Consider the following 18,043-nt stretch of genomic DNA (forward strand, 5'->3'; position numbering starts at 1 on the left):
CCAGGGCGCAATCGGATAAAACTCGCTGCGCTAAAGATGCTCTGATGCATCGGGAGTTCAGCGGCTGACAGCCCTGACGACAATAAAAACCAAAGGTTTCACACCAAAAATGAAGGCCGCCCGGTATTACGCGCGAGTTGCCGGTTCACGTCTTGAGAAAATCATTCATGAATAAGCTGTGTCTATTGAGTCTTGTCGTCGGTTTGGCCAGTCAGTCCGCCTGGGCGCAGACAGCCGCCACCCCCGCCAGCAACCTCTCCACGCTACAAGCCAAGAATGCATTCATCTCCAACCTGATGCAGAAAATGACCCTCGATGAAAAGATCGGTCAGTTGCGCCTCATCAGTATTGGTCCGGAGATGCCCAAGTCGGAAATCGTCAAGGAAATCGCGGCCGGGCGTATCGGCGGCACGTTCAACTCCGTGGTCCTGCCGGACAACCGCGCCATGCAGGACGCTGCGGTCCTGCACAGCCGCAACAAGATCCCGATGTTCTTCGCCTACGACGTGGTCCACGGCCAGCGCACCATTTTCCCGATCAGTCTGGGCCTGGCCTCTACCTTCGACATGGACGCCATCACCCGCACCGGTCGCGTCTCGGCGATCGAAGCGGCGGCAGACGGTCTGGACATGACCTTCGCGCCGATGGTCGACATCACCCGCGATGCCCGCTGGGGCCGCAGCTCCGAAGGCTTCGGCGAGGACACCTACCTGGTGTCGCGCATCTCCGCGACCATGACCCGCGCCTTCCAGGGCACCAGCACCCAGGCGCCGAACAGCATCATGGCCGCCGTGAAACACTTCGCGCTGTACGGCGCGGTGGAAGGCGGTCGCGACTACAACACCGTCGACATGAGCCCGGTGCGCATGCAGCAGGATTACCTGCCGCCGTACCGCGCTGCCATCGACGCGGGCGCCGGTGGCGTGATGGTCGCCCTGAACTCGATCAACGGCGTGCCGTCCACGGCCAACAGCTGGCTGCTGCAGGATGTGCTGCGCAAGGACTGGGGCTTCAAGGGCGTGACCGTCAGCGACCACGGCGCGATCAAGGAACTGATCGACCACGGCGTGGCGAAAGACTTCCGCGAAGCCGCCAAGCTGGCGATCAAGGCCGGCGTGGATCTGAGCATGAACGACAAGGCCTACGGCGAAGAACTGCCGGCGCTGGTCAAGAGCGGCGAAGTGTCGATGAAGGAAGTCGACAACGCCGTGCGTGAAGTGCTGGGCGCCAAGTGGGAGATGGGCCTGTTCGCCAACCCTTACCTGCGCATCGGCGCGGCCGTGGATGACCCGGCCGACCGCAACGCGGAAAACCGCCTTCACCGCGCCGAAGCCCGTGATGTCGCGCGCAAGAGTATCGTCCTGCTGAAAAACGCCAACGACACCCTGCCACTGAAGAAACAAGGCACCATCGCCGTGATCGGCCCGCTGGCCAAGAGCTCGCTGGACATGCTCGGCAGCTGGTCGGCAGCGGGCCTTGCGCGTCAGACTGTCAGCGCCTATGACGGCCTGGCCAATGCGGTCGGCGACAAGGCCAAGCTGGTCTACGCCACCGGCACCAACGTCACCGACAACCAGGAAGCCATCACCTACCTGGACAAGATGGACGACCAGATCCCGATCGACGGCCGCCCTGAACAGGAAATGATCGACGAAGCGGTCAAGGTCGCCCAGGGCGCTGACGTGGTAGTTGCTGTGGTGGGTGAGTCGCGCAACATGTCCCACGAAGCGGCCAGCCGGGTCGACCTGGTGTTGCCGGGTCGCCAGCGCGACCTGCTCAAGGCGCTCAAGGCCACCGGCAAGCCGCTGGTCATCGTGCTGATGAACGGCCGGCCACTGGCGCTGGGCGAGGAAAACAAACAGGCCGATGCGCTGGTCGAGAGCTGGTTCCTCGGTACCGAGGGCGGCAACGCGCTGGCTGACGTGCTGTTCGGCGACTACAACCCGTCGGGCAAGCTGCCGATGACCTTCCCGCGCTCGGTGGGCCAGGTGCCTGCGTACTACAACCACCTGAACACCGGTCGTCCGTATCGCGTCAACGACTCCAACTACACCTCGAACTACTTCGAGGAGCCGACCAGCCCGCTGTTCCCGTTCGGTTATGGCCTGAGCTATACCCAATTCAGCGTGTCGGACATCGTGCTGTCGGTGAACAAGATGACCCGCAAGGACAAGCTGACCGCCACCGTGCAGGTGAAGAACATCGGCAAGGTTGCGGGTGAAACCACTGTTCAGCTGTACCTGCGCGATGTGGCGGCGTCCCTGAGCCGTCCGGTCAAAGAGCTGAAGAACTTCCAGAAAGTCATGTTGAAGCCGGGCGAAGAAAAAGCCGTGACCTTCACCCTGACCGAGGAAGACCTGAAGTTCTACAACCCGTCGCTCAAATACGCGGCCGAGGCGGGCGACTTCAAGCTGATGATCGGCCTGGATTCGGCGGATGTGAAAGAAACCACTTTCACCTTGCAGTAATCATCACGGCGGACGGGTGTCTGGCCCGTAGCAGCACGGCTTGCCGGCGGGCGCGTCCTCAAGATCGCTCCCGCCGGCAAGCCGTGCTGCTACAAGGCGTGTATCCATCAAAACCGGCTACTACAGGCAGACCCCATGCCCCGCTACGCTCGCCTTCTTCTTTATGTGCTGCTGATCCTCGCCGGTGCCGCCATCGTCGCCACCCTGGCGATGCACCAGGCCCAACGCCACGCGCTGGAAGACGACGCCGCCCGCGCCGAATCGCAACTCTCGCTGTACGCCAACACCCTGCAAACCCTGATCGAGCGCTACCGCGCCCTGCCCGCCGTGCTGGCGCTGGACCCGCAACTGCGCGACGCGTTGAAGGGGCCGGTCAGCCCGGAAACGACTCAGGTCCTCAATCTCAAACTCGAGCAGATCAACGGCGCCGCAAAGTCGTCGACCCTGGAACTGCTCGACCGCAACGGCCTGGCCATCGGCGCCAGCAACTGGAAGCTGCCCAGCAGTTATGTGGGCCACAACTATGGCTTTCGCCCCTACTTCACCCAGACCAAGGCCACCGGTGTCGGACGCTTCTACGCGGTGGGCGTGACCAGCGGCATCCCCGGCTATTTTCTGGCCAATGCCGTGCACGACGACGCCGGGCAGTTCATCGGTGCGATGGTGGTCAAGCTGGAGTTCCCGGACCTTGAGCACACCTGGGCCCAGGGCGACGATCTGCTGCTGGTCAGCGACGCCAGAGGCATCGTCTTCATCGCCAATCAGCCCGGCTGGCGCTACCGGGCCTTGCACGCGCTGTCCGAGCAGGATCGCGCCGAGCTGGCCAGCACCCGCCAGTACGATAAACAGCCGCTGACGCCACTCGTCCAACAACCGCTGCGCAGGTTCAACGACAACAGCCTGCTGAGCCGGGTCGAGGCGCCGGATGCCCCGGCCGACTACCTGTGGCAATCCCTGCCCCTGCAACCGGAAGGCTGGACGCTGCACCTGCTGCGCAAACCGCAGCCGGCGTCCGAAGACATTCGCAACGCCGGGCTGGCAGCGGCGGGTACCTGGCTGACCCTGGTGTTTCTGGGCCTGTTTCTCTACCAGCGCTTGCGCCTGGCGCGCTTGCGTCAGCGCAGCCGGGAAGAACTGGAGCAGTTGGTCGAGGAGCGCACCCGCGAGCTGCAAACCGCTCAGGATGGCCTGGTGCAGTCGGCCAAACTCGCGGCGCTGGGGCAGATGTCCGCCGCACTGGCCCATGAAATCAACCAACCGCTGACCGCCCAGCGCATGCAGTTGGCGACGCTGCGCCTGCTGCTGGATCACGGCCGGGTCGACGACGCCTACAAGGCGCTGGCGCCGATCGATCAGCAACTGACCCGCATGGCCGCCCTCACCGGCCACCTCAAGACCTTCGCCCGCAAAAGCCCCAGCGGCCTGCGCGAGCGGCTGGACCTGGCCTGCGTGGTCGATCAGGCCATGTTGCTGCTGGACGCGCGCATTCGCGAAGAGCGGGTCTGCTGCGTGCTGGACCTGACGCGTCCGGCCTGGGTCCGTGGCGATGCCATCCGCCTTGAACAGGTATTGATCAACCTGTTGCGCAATGCGCTGGACGCAATGCGCGAAAAACCGCTCAAGCGTCTGGAGATTCGTATAGAGGCCGAAGGCGACCAGTGGCGCCTGTCCGTCGGCGACAGTGGCGGCGGCATCGCGCAGGAACATCTGGCGAATATCTTCGACCCGTTCTTCACCACCAAACCGGTGGGCGATGGCCTTGGGCTCGGCCTTGCGGTGTCCTATGCCATCGTTCATGAATCGGGCGGTCGCCTGAGCGCCGAAAACCTCAACGACGGCGCACGTTTTTCCTTTTCTCTGACCCGGGCTGCGGAGGCCGAACCTGCATGTTGAACTCGGTGATCGTGGTCGATGACGAAGCGGCCATTCGTGAGGCGGTGCAGCAATGGCTGTCGTTGTCGGGCTTCGAAGTGCAGTTGTACAGCCGCGCCGAAGACTGCCTGACACAGCTGCCGGAACACTTTCCCGGCGTGATCCTGAGCGACGTGCGCATGCCGGGCATGAGCGGCCTTGAGTTGCTTGGCCAGTTGCAGACGCGGGACGCCGACCTTCCGGTGATCCTGCTCACCGGCCACGGTGATGTGCCGATGGCGGTGGAGGCCATGCGCGATGGCGCCTACGACTTTCTGGAAAAACCCTTCACCCCGGAAACACTGTTGAGCAGCCTGCGTCGTGCCCTGGAGAAACGTGAACTGGTGCTGGAGAACCGGCGCCTGCACGAACAGGCGGACATTCGCACGCGGCTCGACGGCACATTGCTAGGGTTGTCACCGACCATGCAGACCTTGCGTCGTCAGGTGCTGGACCTGGCGCAATTGCCGGTCAACGTGCTGATCCGCGGCGAGACCGGCAGCGGGAAGGAAATGGTCGCCCGCTGCCTGCACGACTTCGGCCCACGGGCCAGCAAACCCTTCGTGGCAGTCAATTGCGCGGCGATTCCGGAGCAGTTGTTCGAGGCGGAACTGTTCGGCCATGAAAGCGGCGCCTTCACCGGCGCCCAGGGCAAGCGCATCGGCAAACTGGAATTCGCCCACGGCGGCACGCTGTTCCTCGACGAGATCGAAAGCATGCCGCTGGCCCAGCAGGTCAAGCTGCTGCGGGTGATTCAAGACCGGCGCCTGGAGCGACTGGGTTCCAACCAGAGCATCGAGGTAGACCTGCGCATCATCGCCGCGACCAAACCTGACCTGCTCGAAGAGGCCCGCGCCGGGCGCTTTCGCGAAGACCTGGCCTACCGGCTGAACATCGCCGAACTGCGCCTGCCGCCCTTGCGCGAAAGGCGCGAGGACATCCCGCTGCTGTTCAGCCACTTCTCGCGCCAGGCCGCAGAACGCCTGGGCCGGGCAGCGCCGGTGCTCGGCGGCGGGCAATTGAGCCATCTGCTCAGCCACGACTGGCCAGGCAACGTCCGCGAACTGGCCAACGCCGCCGAGCGCCAGTTGCTCGGGCTGGACAACCCCGCCTCGGTCGAACTGCCTTCCGGGCAATCGCTGGTGGCGCAGCAAGAGGCGTTCGAAGCCCATTGCATCCGCTCGGCGCTGAGCCGGCACAAGGGCGATATCAAGGCGGTGCTGCAGGAATTGCAGCTGCCGCGCCGGACGCTGAACGAGAAGATGCAGCGCCATGGGTTGGTGCGGGAGAACTTCCTCCCCGAGAACAATGCATAACTGTGGGAGTGAGCTTGCTCGCGAATGCGGTGAGTCAGCCAACCTATAAGTCACTGACCCACCGCATTCGCGAGCAAGCTCACTCCTACAAGGATCGCGGGCGTTTTGCGAGTCGAATGAACGCAGAGCGATCCAGTCGGCGAAATTTCGCGCATGCATTTGCACCCCATAAGCGGATTTCCGCTCATCACTCAAGCGCCAACCCTTCTATTCCGCACCTTTCACGCCTTGGCACAGCTCCTGCTATCACCCAGGTCAGACCGCATTGCTGCGCTCCCTCTAAAAACAATGACTTGCAGGAATCCCCATGGCTATCCCCAACTCTGCATCCGCCGGATCGGCTGCCACGCCTGTCGCTGAGAAAACCACCAAGAGCCGCCTGAAATCCATTTTCTCGGGCTCGGTCGGCAACATGGTCGAGTGGTACGACTGGTACGTCTACGCCGCCTTCTCGCTGTATTTCGCCAAAGTCTTCTTCCCCAAGGGCGACACCACCGCACAACTGCTCAACACCGCGGCGATCTTCGCCGTGGGCTTTCTGATGCGCCCCATCGGCGGCTGGCTGATGGGCCTGTACGCCGACCGCAAAGGCCGCAAGGCTGCTTTGATGGCTTCGGTGCTGCTGATGTGCTTCGGCTCACTGATCATCGCCCTGACCCCGGGTTACGAAACCATCGGCGTCGGCGCCCCGATCCTGCTGGTACTCGCGCGCCTGATGCAGGGCCTGTCGGTGGGCGGCGAATATGGCACCTCGGCCACCTACCTCAGTGAAATGGCGACCAAGGAAAGCCGCGGCTTCTACTCCAGCTTCCAGTACGTGACGCTGATCTCCGGCCAGCTCATCGCGCTAGGCGTGCTGATCGTCCTGCAACATACCCTCACCACCGAGCAACTGAACGAGTGGGGCTGGCGCATTCCGTTCGCCATCGGCGCGCTGTGCGCAGTGGTGGCGCTGTTCCTGCGTCGCGGCATGGAAGAAACCGAGTCGTTCACCAAGAAGGAGAAGGAAACCGAAAAAGCCAAGGAAAGCCTGATGCGCACCCTGATGCGCCATCCCAAGGAACTGGCGACCGTGGTCGGCCTGACCATGGGCGGTACGCTGGCGTTCTACACCTACACCACCTACATGCAGAAATACCTGGTGAACACCGTCGGCATGAGCATTTCCGACTCGACCACCATTTCTGCTGCCACGCTGTTCCTGTTCATGTGCCTGCAACCGGTGATCGGCGCACTGTCGGACAAGATCGGCCGGCGCCCGATCCTGATCGCCTTCGGCGTGCTGGGAACGATCTGCACCGTGCCGATCCTCAGCACCCTGCACACCATCCAGACCTGGTGGGGCGCGTTCTTCCTGATCATGGCGGCATTGATCATCGTCAGCGGCTATACCTCGATCAACGCGGTGGTCAAAGCCGAGCTGTTCCCCACCGAAATCCGCGCGCTGGGCGTCGGCCTGCCGTACGCACTGACCGTGTCAATCTTCGGTGGCACCGCTGAATACATCGCCCTGTGGTTCAAGAGCATCGGCATGGAGACTGGCTACTACTGGTACGTCACGGCCTGCATCGCGGTGTCGCTGCTGGTCTATGTGTTCATGAAGGACACCCGCAAGCATTCGCGGATCGAGACGGACTGATCGAGCGATACTGATCCGTAGCAGCACGGCTTGCCGGCGGGGCGATCTTGAAGACGCATTCGCCAGCAAGCCGGCTCCCACAGGTTCGAAGCTCGCAGGCTCGCGCTTTTCAGGGGTGTGTGCCGCCCTTTTTTCGCTGCCATGGCAGCTAAATCACTGAATTACCAGCCGCTTTTCGTAGTATCAATTTCAGCGATGTTCGCTACCAATGCGATTGACTTCTTAATAATCCAGACCCGAGTAAAGTTAGCTCCATACCGAGTTACCCACCTAACTAAATCGATCTGGAGCAACTAATCATGAAAACTAACAAACTGATCTTCGGCCTGGCTTTCTCGATTCTGGCAAGCAGCGCTTTCGCACTTCCAAGTGTTGATGCAAGCCAACACCTCAACGCCCCCGTAGTTGCCGAAAACGGCTCTTCCCACACCAACATCGGCCGAGTGGCTGCCGACGGTGCTGACCACGTAGGTGCCAACCGCGTTGCCGCTGACGGCGCTGACCACGTAGGTGCCAACCGCGTTGCTGCTGACGGTGCTGACCACGTAGGTGCCAACCGCGTTGCTGCTGACGGTGCTGACCACGTAGGTGCCAACCGCGTTGCTGCTGACGGTGCTGACCACGTAGGTGCCAACCGCGTTGCTGCTGACGGCGCTGACCACGTAGGTGCCAACCGCGTTGCTGCTGACGGCGCTGACCACGTAGGTGCCAACCGCGTTGCTGCTGACGGTGCTGACCATGTTGGTGCAAATCGTCTGGCTGCCGATGGTGCAGATCACGTCGGTGCAAACCGCCTGAGCTGATCCGAAAGCAGTTCCTCTCCTGGCCCGGCTTATGCCGGGCTTGATTTTTTCTGCGGGAAACATTTCTTAAACCCCTTGAATTCTCAGGGCTTTCCAGGCGATCTGCCGAGCAATTCCACGATTTGCGCAAATGCGGACATGAATCCGCTGAATCTCACCCCATCACGCGAATCGATCCACACAAAAATCAAATTTCACACAAATTAAATCTTGTCAAGAAACAAAACTGACGATCTTGACAGTTTTCGCCCCATCGCGAGGCAAAAATCGCTGGAGCGCCTTAAAACCGGGCGTTTCAGAGGACTATCATTTTCAACGATGATCGTTAGCAAGCTTGTTAACTTCTACTTAATCCGTACGCGCGTAACATTAGCTCCATACCCAAGTTGAAAAAATTATTGAACTTTAGTTGGAGCAACCGTCATGAAAACTTCGAACATTCTGTTTGGCCTTAGTCTTTCCATCCTGGCATCGAGCGCCTTCGCTCTGCCTGTCTCGGACACTCACTCCGTATTGAACGGCAATGTGGTCGCCGAAGGTGGTTCTTCCCACACTAATGCTTCGCACACCGGTTCTTATCGTCAGGCTTCCGACGGTTCCGACCATGTTGGTGCGAACCGTCTGGCCGCTGACGGCGCTGACCACGTCGGTGCCAACCGTCAGGCTGCCGATGGTGCTGACCACGTCGGTGCCAACCGCCTGGCCGCTGACGGCGCCGACCACGTTGGTGCCAACCGTCAAGCCGCCGATGGCGCTGACCACGTTGGTGCCAACCGCCTGGCCGCTGACGGTGCCGACCACGTAGGCGCCAACCGCACCAGCTGATACCGCTTCACGTTCCACGCTTCATGTTTCACGTTTCAAAGTTCTCCTCCCGAACTCCCTTTGTAGCCCGGCTGATGTCGGGCTTTTTTTTGCCTGCGCATTGGAAAGGGGCTGGCATCGGCCGCCGATGGCTTGCACTATGGCGGCCATCATTCTGCTCAGCCGCTGTCGACGCGGCTAATCCGGGGCTGCGCCATGTCAGACGATATTCATTTCTACGAACCCTCCAAAGGCCACGGCCTGCCACACGATCCGTTCAACGCCATCGTCGGCCCGCGCCCCATCGGCTGGATCTCGTCTCACGACGCCCAGGGCAATCTGAACCTTGCGCCGTACAGCTTTTTCAACGCGTTCAACTACGTGCCGCCGATCATTGGTTTCTGCAGCATTGGCCGCAAAGACAGCCTGAACAACATCGAACAGACCGGCGAGTTCGTCTGGAACCTGGCCACCCGCCCGCTGGCCGAGCAGATGAATGCGAGCTGTGCGGCCGTGGCGGCGGATGTCAATGAATTCGAACTGGCGAACCTGACGGCCGCGCCGTCGCGCATCGTCTCGGTGCCTCGGGTGAAAGAAACGCCGGTGGCGTTCGAGTGCAAGGTGACGCAGATCATCCAACTGCAGCGCGCCGACAAGGAGGTCGTGCCCAGCTGGCTGATTCTGGGAGAGGTGGTGGCCGTGCATATTGAGAAGCGCCTGCTCAAGGACGGCGTCTACGACACCGCAGCCGGCGAGCCGATCCTGCGTGGCGGCGGCCCGGCCGATTACTTCCAGCTGGGCCCGGAGGCGTTGTTCAAAATGTATAGGCCGAAGGCTTGATTGGAGAGCATCGGCCCAAGGCCTGATCAGTCCTGCGCGAACATCAGCTCGCCTTCTGAGGTGACGTCGATCAGCCGCTCCAGCTCATCGACGGCAGCCTGATCGGCAGCCAGCGCAGTGGTGAACTTCTGCTCCGCAAGCACGCGATGGAAGGTCGGTGCACCGCTGGCGCCCAGGCCCTTGACCGCAATGGCGGCGCTGTACCCGCCCTCACCGGGAATGGCGGCGGAAACGGCTTCGTGATGCTGGAATTCTTTGCGTGCCATGGGAGCGAGGTCTGCCTTTTGAGAGAAAGGCGGGGATTTTAAACCTGGGGACAGATCTGTAGGAGCGAATTCATTCGCGATGCGGTGGTACATCTTCCACATTTGCGGCGCCTGGAACATTTTTCGCGAATGAATTCGCTCCTACAGGGGATCGAACCTCGCAGGTAATGCTGGCGATGTTCACCCCGCCATCCTCACGTCAACGCCATACGCGGCCCGCGCCTGGGCGGCGGTCACGTTGGCAAAGGTCTGGAAATCCAGACTGCTCACGACGCGCTCGGTCATCAAATCGGCAAAGAGGTTCAGCTCGGGGCTGGCGAACCAGTCGTTCATCGCTGACTTGTCCGCCCACAACCCGCTGATCACCCAGAGATCGTCCTCGGTCACGGAACGCTGCAAGCCGAAATGCAGACACCCGACGGTTCTGGAGGTCTGGGCAATCAGGGTGCTCAAACGCGCGCCCAGTTGCGCGCTGTGCCCGGCGCTGGCGCGGGCGTATACCAGATGGCTGACGATGGAGGTGCTTTGCATTGTCTGTGCTCCCTTGGTACAGCCGCGACAGGGGAAAGCTTTGCGGCTGGGAGTGAAGATTAGTGGGCCGGGTGCAATCTTCGTTAGCCAGATACTGCCCGCTGATTGCCTGATCCTGCGCGGGCACACATCAATTGAGGCGTGGAGCGTCACGAAGCTGTCACAGGCACCTCGGGACTTTCAAGCAAGCGACCCCGATGAACAGGGCACTTCGTCGCATATCGCAACAACCCGCTGCAGGATCGGGCAATCATCGGGCAGTATTCGTCTACCACCTTCGATTGCACAAAAATAATCTGTGCGACATCCAAGCTTCGCCAGAGGACGTTTGCCATGTTGCCCACCGCCGCCGCCCCTGCCTCGCCAGACACCCTGCCCGCCCCACGGCCCGTGCCTGAACTGAGCCCGCACATGGAGCAACAGCGCGCCGAACTGGCCGAGCTGATCCGTCGCCACGCTCCCACTGACGGCAGTTTCCAGACAGTGATCAGCCCTTTGTTCATGGTCCGCCATGACCATCCCGTGCAATCGGTGCCGGGGCTGGTGCAACCGGCGCTGTGCATCATGGCCCAGGGCCGCAAGGACGTGACACTGGGCGACGAAGTCATGACCTACGACCCGCTCAATTACCTGGTGCTGTCGGTGGCGATGCCGATTTGCGGCAAGGTGATCTACGCCACGCCTGACGAACCGCATCTGGCTATGCGCCTGGACATCGACCCGTCTGATATCAACGCGCTGATCGCCGAAGCCGGCCCGATGAGCGTTCCGACCCGCCCCAGCGGACGCGGGATGTACGTCGAGCGCATCGATTCGCAGTTGCTGGACGCAGTGATCCGCCTGATTCGCCTGCTGGACAGCCCAAAAGACATCCCCATGCTCGCGCCGCTGATCACCCGGGAAATCCTTTACCGACTGTTACGTGGGAGCGAAGGCTATCGGCTGTACGAAATTGCCATTTCCAATTGCCAGACTCATCGCGTGACCCAAGCGATCAAGTGGCTCAATGAGAACTTCCAGCAGCCGCTGCGCATCGAGGAATTGGCCAAAGAGGTGAATCTGAGCGTCTCGACCTTGCACCATCGGTTCAAGGCCGTGACCAACATGAGCCCGCTGCAGTACCAGAAGCAACTGCGTCTGCAGGAAGCCCGCCGGCTGATGCTGGCCGAAGGGCTGGAAGCCTCGGCCGCCGGGTACCGGGTGGGTTACGAGAGCCCGTCGCAGTTCAGCCGCGAATACAGCCGGCTGTTCGGCGCGCCGCCCCTGCGGGACTTGGCGCGCCTGCGCAAGACGCTGTGATCAGACAGCCCGCACCACGTGCTTGATCTCTTGAAAGGCCTGCATGCCCCAGTGCCCCAGCTCGCGGCCCAGGCTGCTCTGCTTAAAACCGCCCCATGAGGTTTGCGGGAAGATCACCTGCGGCGAGTTGATCCACACCATGCCCGCCTCCAGTGCGTTGGCGATGCGCTCGGCCGCCTCGACATCGCCACTGACGACGCTGGCCACCAGGCCGAATTGCGTGTCGTTGGCCAGCGCGATGGCTTCGGCCTGAGAGCTGAAACCACGCACGCACAGCACCGGGCCGAAAATCTCTTCGCGCCACAGGGCGGTTTCCAGCGGCACGTCGGTGAAGATCGCAGGCTGCAGGAAGTAGCCGCGCGGCTGATCCGCAGGCCGCACGCCACCACACAACAGACGCGCGCCTGAATCCTTGCCGGCTTCGATGTGCGCGACCACACGGCGGTATTGCGCCTGATTGACCAGCGGGCCCATCTCGGCGCTTTCGTTGTCGGGGCCGGCGACCTTGATCGAGCGGGCCTTGGCCACCAGACGCTCGAGAAACGGTGCCAGCACTTCCTGCGCCACCAGCACGCGGCTGGTGGCCGAACACATCTGCCCGGCATTGAAATAACCGCCGCCACTGGCCAATTCCACGGCCAGGTCCAGATCAGCGTCGGCCATGACCAGCAGCGACGACTTGCCACCCAGCTCCAGGCTCACGCCTTTCACCGTTTCGGCGGCACGTTGCATCACCTGCACGCCCACCACATTGCTGCCAGTGAACGACACCTTGGCGATGCCCGGATGGGCCGACAACGGCGCGCCCACTGACAACCCGGTGCCGCACACGACGTTGAACACGCCCTGAGGCAAACCGCTGTCGGCGATGATCTTTGCCAGTTCGAGCTCGGCCAGCGGCGTCACTTCCGAAGGTTTGAGCAGCACGCAGCAGCCTGCCGCCAGGGCCGGGGCCAGCTTCCAGGCGGTGGTGACCATCGGGAAATTCCACGGCACGATCAGCCCGACCACGCCGCACGGCTCGCGACGCAGGCGTGCCGTGAAGTCGTCGCTGGGCAGTTCCACCGCGCGGTTCTGCTGGCCATCGCTGGCTTCGGCCAGATCCGCGTAATAGCTGAACGTGGCGATCACATCGTCGACGTCGATGGCCGCTTCGAAACCCGGCTTGCCGTTGTTGCTCATCTGCAATTCGATCAGCCGCTCACGCCGGGCCGTCACGTCTTCGGCGATTCGGCGCAGGATCATCGCCCGCGCAGCGCCCGTGGTTTGCGACCAGCCGCCAAACGCGGCGCGCGCGGCCTGCACCGCGTCGTCCACGGCGCGCCCGTCGCCACCGGTGACGATGGCCAGACGCTCTTCAGTCGACGGATTGATTACCGGCAATTGCTCGGCGCCGGAGCGCCAGATGCCATCGATGTACAGACCTGCCAGAACCGGACTCAACACAGTTGCCTCACTCACGATGCTTTCAACCCATTCATCCAGCCGCGCTGGTCGATTTCGATAACGGTCGGCCCCTGGCGATCGCTCGCCGCGATCAGGGCCGCTTTCAGTGGCTCGACGCCGGCCACGGCTTCGGCCGCACAGCCGAGGGCCTTGGCCACGCCAATGAAGTCAGGGGTGTAGATGTCCACGCCCACCGGCTCGATGGCGCGGTTGACCATGTATTTCTTGATCTCTTCGTAACCCTGGTTATTCCACAGCAGCACGATGATCGGCGTCTGCGCTTCCACCGCGCAGGCCAGCTCCGACAGGGTGAACTGCAGGCCGCCATCGCCGATCAGGCAGGCCACCGGATTGCGCTCGCCCGCGTCCTGGCTGCCGAGCCAGGCGCCAATCGCCGCAGGCAGCGCGTAGCCCAGGGTGCCGTAGCCGGTGGACGAGTTGAACCAGCGACGGGGCTGGTCCAGGTCCAGCGTCAGGTTGCCGGTGTACACCGGCTGGGTGGAGTCGCCGACGATGACGATCTGCGGCAGCACCTCAAGCAAAGTGTTGAGGAACAGCGTCTGACCGCGCGTGGCTTCATCCCACGAGGCGTCCAGCGTGGCCTTGAGGGCGGCGGCGCGCTTTTGGCCCCAGTCGTGGGCGCGCTCGGCAATAGGGAATTCACTCAGAGCCTCGACCAGGGCTTGCGCAGCGGTCGCGGCGTCGGACACCAGCGCCACCTTCGGCGGGAAGTTGCGCACGGTCTGATCCGGGTCGATATCGATGCGCAGCAAGGTGCCGGGGATCTTGAAACGGCCCTGGAAAGTGACGTCGTAGTCGGTTTCCGCCAGCTCGGTGCCGATCGCCAGCACTACGTCAGCGCCTTCGATTATCTCGCGGGTCGGGTCCAGCGATTGGGTCGAGCCGATCAGCAACGGATGGTGCGAGGCCAGCATGCCCTTGGCGTTGATGGTCAGGGCCACCGGCGCGTCGAGTTGCTCGGCCAGTTGCGTCAGCGCAGGCGCGGCATCGATGGCGCCGCCACCGGCGAGAATCAGCGGGCGTTTGGCGCCGGCCAGCAGCTTGGCCATCTGCTTGATCGCTAAAGGCGACGGGCCTGCGCGGGTAATCGACACAGGCTCGCTGGCCAGCAGGTCGTCGGCGTTTTCCACCAGAACGTCCAGCGGGATTTCGATGTGCACCGGGCGCGGGCGACCGGCCTGGAACAGCGCGAAGGCCCGCGCCAGCACCGCAGGCAACTCGGCCGCCGACATCAGCGTGTGGGAGAACGCCGCGACGCCCGCCACCAGCGCGCCTTGCGCAGGCAGTTCGTGCAGCTTGCCGCGCCCGCCGCCCAGTTGGCTGCGCGACTGCACGCTGGAGATCACCAGCATCGGGATCGAATCGGCATAGGCCTGGCCCATGGCGGTGGTGATGTTGGTCATGCCGGGGCCGGTGATGATGAAGCACACGCCCGGTTTGCCGCTGGTACGCGCGTAACCGTCGGCCATGAAACCGGCGCCCTGCTCGTGGCGAGGCGTAACATGGCGGATCTTCGAGCTGGCCAGCCCGCGGTACAGCTCCACGGTGTGCACGCCGGGAATGCCGAACACCTGCTCCACGCCATAGCCTTCGAGTAACTTGACCAATACTTCGCCGCACGTCGCCATGTGTCTGGACCTTTCGTTGTTCTGTTTGCCGGTTCACGGATGTGCAGGCATTGGACCTGCGCACGGATACCAGTGACAACGCAAAAAATGTCATGCTTAGCCATGTCTCCAGCTCATGCCTCAGCCATCCATGAAACGATTGCCTCCCCTGCCCTCGCTGCACACCTTTCTGGTGGTGGCGCGCTGCTGCAACTTCACTCGCGCTGCCGAACTGCTGCACATCACCCAAGGCGCGGTGAGCCGGCAGATCGCGGGCCTTGAGAGCCATCTGGGTTATCGCCTGTTCCAGCGCCAGGCCAGGGGCTTGAGCCTGACGCCCGAGGGTCGCGAACTGTTTCCGCGGATCGAGCACATTTTCGGCCTGATCGAGGACGCCGTGGATCAGGTCGGCGATCGCCACCAGGCGCTGCAATTGAAGGCGCCGACCTGCATCACCCGCTGGCTGCTGCCTCGCTTGTTGCAGTGGCAAAAGGAACGTCCGGATGTTCCGGTGGAGTTGACGACCACCATCGCCCACGGTGTGGACTTTCGACATGAAGGCTTTGATGCAGCGGTGGTATATGGCGCTTATCCCGATGAATCGCTGCACGTTCATCACCTGTTCGACGAACAACTGACGCCGGTCTGTTCGCAGTCGTTGCGCGACGGGGCTCAGCCTCTCGAACGTTTCAGCGACCTCGAACAGCACATGCTGCTGCACCCCACGCTGGGCGAACAGGACTGGGGGCACTGGCTCAAGGCGGCGGGCGTGCGGTTGAGCAATCTGGGCAAGGGGCAGCACTTCGACACCATGGACCTGGCGATGACTGTCGCGTCCCAAGGCTCGGGGGTGGCGATGGGAGACTGGGCATTGATCGGCGAAGACCTGAGCGCCGGGCGGCTGGTCGCGCCGTTCGACCTGAAGGTGCGGACGGGCTCGGCGTATTATTTCGTCTATCCGGAGCGCACCCGGCCTGCCGGGCATCTGCAGGAGTTGCTGGATTGGTTGCTGATGCAGGCAGCGCAGCGCTAGCCATTTAGTTCCATCGTCATAACGCCACTACGCTGGCGCTGCCGATAAAAACATTCAATCCCCATCACTGCGCCATCACTGACGATCCGGGCCTACACTGACCTTATCCGTAGAAAAGATCATTTTTTAACCGGATCGAGGCAGCCGTCATGCAAACCACAATAAAAAGACAATGCGTTTATGTCGTCGCCGTTGCAGTGGTTCTGGGTATCTACGCCGCAGGCGCCTACCGGATCGAGCAGTTGCGTCAGCAGCCACGAAGTGCGCTGGTCTGCACCTTCGGCCATTGCGCACCCGCCGATGCCACCTTCAGTTCATTGCGCTGATCACACTCCCTTTTGCGGCCGATCCGATTTCGTGGAAGCCGTGCAAGGCAGCTATCGATTAGCAAGCTAACGGACTAGACTGGGCAGACTTTCCCGCCGCGCTTGCGGTGATTCAACTGCCTGTTCGAGTCCTGCCCCGTGACCAGTCTCAACCAATCCCATACGGACATCCGCAGCATTCTGTTCGCGTTGATGATGGCCGTGTTTCTCAGTGCCCTGGACCAGACCATCGTCGCGGTCTCGATGCCGGCCATCTCCGCCCAATTCAAGGATTTCGACCTGCTGGCCTGGGTGATCTCGGCCTATATGGTGGCGTTGACTGTCGCCGTGCCGATCTACGGCAAGCTGGGCGATCTGTATGGCCGCCGGCGCCTGATGCTGTTCGGCCTGGGCACTTTCACCCTCGCCTCGCTGTTCTGTGCCATGGCCCAGAGCATGGAACAATTGGTGCTGGCCCGGGTGCTGCAAGGGATCGGCGCCGGCGGCATGGTCTCGGTCAGCCAGGCGATCATCGGCGACATCGTCCCCCCTCGCGAACGCGGTCGCTATCAGGGCTATTTCAGCAGCATGTACGCGCTGGCCAGCGTTGCTGGCCCGGTGCTCGGCGGGTTCATGACCGAGTACCTGTCGTGGCGCTGGGTGTTCATCATCAACCTGCCGCTGGGTTTGCTTGCCTGGTGGGTCGCACGTAAAACGCTGATCGGACTGCCGGTGCCGCAGCGCAAACCGATCATCGATTACCTGGGCACGGTGCTGATGATCGTCGGCCTGACCGCGCTGTTGCTGGGGATCACCGAAATCGGCCAGGGCCACAGCTGGCGTGACCCGCATGTGCTGAGCCAACTGGGTGTCGCGCTGCTGGCGCTGGTGCTGTTCGTCGTCCACGAACGGCGTGCCGCCGAGCCGTTGCTGCCCATGCACCTGTTCGCCAATCGCAGTGCGGTGCTGTGCTGGTGCACGGTGTTCTTTACCAACTTTCAGGCCATCTCGCTGATCGTCCTGCTGCCGCTGCGCTTCCAGACCGTCACCGGCGGCGGCGCCGACAGCGCCGCCCTGCACCTGATGCCACTGGCCATCGGCATGCCCATGGGCGCCTATTTCGGCGGCCGCCGGACGTCACTCAGCGGCCGTTACAAACCGATCATCCTGAGCGGCGCGCTGTTGATGCCACTGACCATTATCGGCATCGCCTTCACCCCGGCCGACTCTGTGGTCCTCACCAGCCTGTTCATGGTCCTGACCGGCATCGCTTGCGGCCTGCAATTTCCGACCTCGCTGGTCGGCTCGCAGAACTCGGTACAGATGAAGGACATGGGGGTGGCCACCAGCACCACCAACCTGTTCCGCTCGCTCGGCGGCGCGGTCGGGGTGGCGAGCATGTCGGCGCTGCTACTGGCGATGCTGGCAGGTTCGGGGCTGGACCAACTCGGCGCAGGTGCGATCGGCGGCGAAGGTCAATCCGGGAATGTGCTGATGGACAGCCTGAGCAAGGTCAGCGGCCCGGCACTGGAGTTGTTGCGCGGCCAATTGTCGATGACCTTCCAGCACCTGCTGCTGGCCAGCGCCGCGATTTCCCTGCTGGGGCTGGCGGCCGCGCTGGCGATGCCCAACACGGTGCTGCGCGGACGTGAGGACAAGGACCGTTAACTGTCAGTTAACTGAATGGCGGCATAATCCGGGTAAAGAGCAGGTAAACCACCTGTTCAAGTGGATAGAACCTAGGTATAGATGCA

General features: G+C 62.4%; 15 protein-coding genes. 11 read left to right on the forward strand and 4 right to left on the reverse strand.

Features of this window, described 5'->3' with window-relative positions; all coding sequences use genetic code 11:
* Positions 1-167 precede the first annotated feature (167 nt).
* From bglX to AC1MEK_RS04485, 7 genes are all read left to right on the forward strand, one after another.
* A complete protein-coding gene (gene bglX / locus AC1MEK_RS04455; RefSeq protein WP_480395049.1) occupies positions 168-2,468 on the forward strand; it encodes a beta-glucosidase BglX in 2,301 nt (766 codons plus the stop codon).
* Positions 2,469-2,603: 135 nt separating this feature from the next.
* A complete protein-coding gene (locus AC1MEK_RS04460) occupies positions 2,604-4,361 on the forward strand; it encodes a sensor histidine kinase (RefSeq protein ID WP_480395050.1) in 1,758 nt (585 codons plus the stop codon).
* Complete coding sequence (locus tag AC1MEK_RS04465; RefSeq protein ID WP_480395051.1) at positions 4,355-5,695, forward strand: sigma-54-dependent transcriptional regulator; 1,341 nt, start codon at positions 4,355-4,357, stop codon at positions 5,693-5,695. Before AC1MEK_RS04460 ends, AC1MEK_RS04465 begins: the two co-directional genes overlap by 7 nt.
* Positions 5,696-6,002: 307 nt before the next feature.
* Positions 6,003-7,334 (forward strand): MFS transporter, encoded by a 1,332-nt coding sequence (locus tag AC1MEK_RS04470; RefSeq protein ID WP_480395052.1) that lies wholly within the window; start codon positions 6,003-6,005, stop codon positions 7,332-7,334.
* A 299-nt stretch (positions 7,335-7,633) separates the two neighbouring features.
* Positions 7,634-8,137, forward strand: coding sequence for a hypothetical protein (locus tag AC1MEK_RS04475; RefSeq protein WP_480395053.1), 504 nt, complete (start codon positions 7,634-7,636; stop codon positions 8,135-8,137).
* 423 nt (positions 8,138-8,560) lie between these two features.
* Positions 8,561-8,962, forward strand: coding sequence for a hypothetical protein (locus tag AC1MEK_RS04480; protein WP_480395054.1), 402 nt, complete (start codon positions 8,561-8,563; stop codon positions 8,960-8,962).
* 195 nt (positions 8,963-9,157) lie between these two features.
* Positions 9,158-9,781, forward strand: a complete 624-nt coding sequence (locus tag AC1MEK_RS04485; protein WP_480395055.1) for a flavin reductase family protein — start codon at positions 9,158-9,160, stop codon at positions 9,779-9,781.
* Positions 9,782-9,807: 26 nt separating this feature from the next.
* On the opposite strand, the gene AC1MEK_RS04490 is transcribed toward AC1MEK_RS04485, so the two are convergent.
* Positions 9,808-10,047, reverse strand: a complete 240-nt coding sequence (locus AC1MEK_RS04490; RefSeq protein WP_480395056.1) for a hypothetical protein — start codon at positions 10,045-10,047, stop codon at positions 9,808-9,810.
* Positions 10,048-10,227: 180 nt separating this feature from the next.
* Entirely contained in the window at positions 10,228-10,578 is a 351-nt protein-coding gene (locus AC1MEK_RS04495) for an antibiotic biosynthesis monooxygenase family protein (protein ID WP_480395057.1), read from the reverse strand.
* A gap of 411 nt (positions 10,579-10,989) precedes the next feature.
* Between AC1MEK_RS04495 and AC1MEK_RS04500 the strand changes: the two genes are divergently transcribed.
* The gene (locus AC1MEK_RS04500; RefSeq protein WP_480395271.1) at positions 10,990-11,877 is read left to right on the forward strand and encodes an AraC family transcriptional regulator; all 888 of its coding nucleotides are present in this window, start codon (positions 10,990-10,992) and stop codon (positions 11,875-11,877) included.
* Here AC1MEK_RS04500 and AC1MEK_RS04505 read toward each other — a convergent pair whose 3' ends face one another.
* The gene (locus AC1MEK_RS04505) at positions 11,878-13,338 is read right to left on the reverse strand and encodes an aldehyde dehydrogenase family protein (protein ID WP_480395058.1); all 1,461 of its coding nucleotides are present in this window, start codon (positions 13,336-13,338) and stop codon (positions 11,878-11,880) included.
* A complete protein-coding gene (locus AC1MEK_RS04510) occupies positions 13,335-14,972 on the reverse strand; it encodes a 5-guanidino-2-oxopentanoate decarboxylase (RefSeq protein WP_480395059.1) in 1,638 nt (545 codons plus the stop codon). The genes AC1MEK_RS04505 and AC1MEK_RS04510 overlap by 4 nt, the downstream gene beginning before the upstream one ends.
* 130 nt (positions 14,973-15,102) lie before the next feature.
* On the opposite strand from AC1MEK_RS04510, the gene AC1MEK_RS04515 reads away from it, so the two are divergent.
* From AC1MEK_RS04515 to AC1MEK_RS04525, 3 genes are all read left to right on the forward strand, one after another.
* Complete coding sequence (locus AC1MEK_RS04515) at positions 15,103-15,984, forward strand: LysR substrate-binding domain-containing protein (protein ID WP_480395060.1); 882 nt, start codon at positions 15,103-15,105, stop codon at positions 15,982-15,984.
* 149 nt (positions 15,985-16,133) lie between these two features.
* Complete coding sequence (locus AC1MEK_RS04520; protein WP_480395061.1) at positions 16,134-16,310, forward strand: hypothetical protein; 177 nt, start codon at positions 16,134-16,136, stop codon at positions 16,308-16,310.
* 138 nt (positions 16,311-16,448) lie between these two features.
* A complete protein-coding gene (locus AC1MEK_RS04525) occupies positions 16,449-17,957 on the forward strand; it encodes an MDR family MFS transporter (protein ID WP_480395062.1) in 1,509 nt (502 codons plus the stop codon).
* Positions 17,958-18,043: the final 86 nt, after the last annotated feature.

This window comes from Pseudomonas sp. 2 (genome assembly GCF_056627435.1).

Coding starts and splice junctions, on each gene's coding strand:
- AC1MEK_RS04470 (WP_480395052.1), top strand. CDS start 6,003: ATGGCTATCCCCAACTCTGCATCCGCCGGATCGGCTGCCACGCCTGTC.
- AC1MEK_RS04520 (WP_480395061.1), top strand. CDS start 16,134: ATGCAAACCACAATAAAAAGACAATGCGTTTATGTCGTCGCCGTTGCA.
- AC1MEK_RS04510 (WP_480395059.1), bottom strand. CDS start 14,972: ATGGCGACGTGCGGCGAAGTATTGGTCAAGTTACTCGAAGGCTATGGC.
- AC1MEK_RS04515 (WP_480395060.1), top strand. CDS start 15,103: ATGAAACGATTGCCTCCCCTGCCCTCGCTGCACACCTTTCTGGTGGTG.
- bglX (WP_480395049.1), top strand. CDS start 168: ATGAATAAGCTGTGTCTATTGAGTCTTGTCGTCGGTTTGGCCAGTCAG.
- AC1MEK_RS04495 (WP_480395057.1), bottom strand. CDS start 10,578: ATGCAAAGCACCTCCATCGTCAGCCATCTGGTATACGCCCGCGCCAGC.
- AC1MEK_RS04500 (WP_480395271.1), top strand. CDS start 10,990: ATGGAGCAACAGCGCGCCGAACTGGCCGAGCTGATCCGTCGCCACGCT.
- AC1MEK_RS04465 (WP_480395051.1), top strand. CDS start 4,355: ATGTTGAACTCGGTGATCGTGGTCGATGACGAAGCGGCCATTCGTGAG.
- AC1MEK_RS04485 (WP_480395055.1), top strand. CDS start 9,158: ATGTCAGACGATATTCATTTCTACGAACCCTCCAAAGGCCACGGCCTG.
- AC1MEK_RS04460 (WP_480395050.1), top strand. CDS start 2,604: ATGCCCCGCTACGCTCGCCTTCTTCTTTATGTGCTGCTGATCCTCGCC.
- AC1MEK_RS04475 (WP_480395053.1), top strand. CDS start 7,634: ATGAAAACTAACAAACTGATCTTCGGCCTGGCTTTCTCGATTCTGGCA.
- AC1MEK_RS04490 (WP_480395056.1), bottom strand. CDS start 10,047: ATGGCACGCAAAGAATTCCAGCATCACGAAGCCGTTTCCGCCGCCATT.
- AC1MEK_RS04480 (WP_480395054.1), top strand. CDS start 8,561: ATGAAAACTTCGAACATTCTGTTTGGCCTTAGTCTTTCCATCCTGGCA.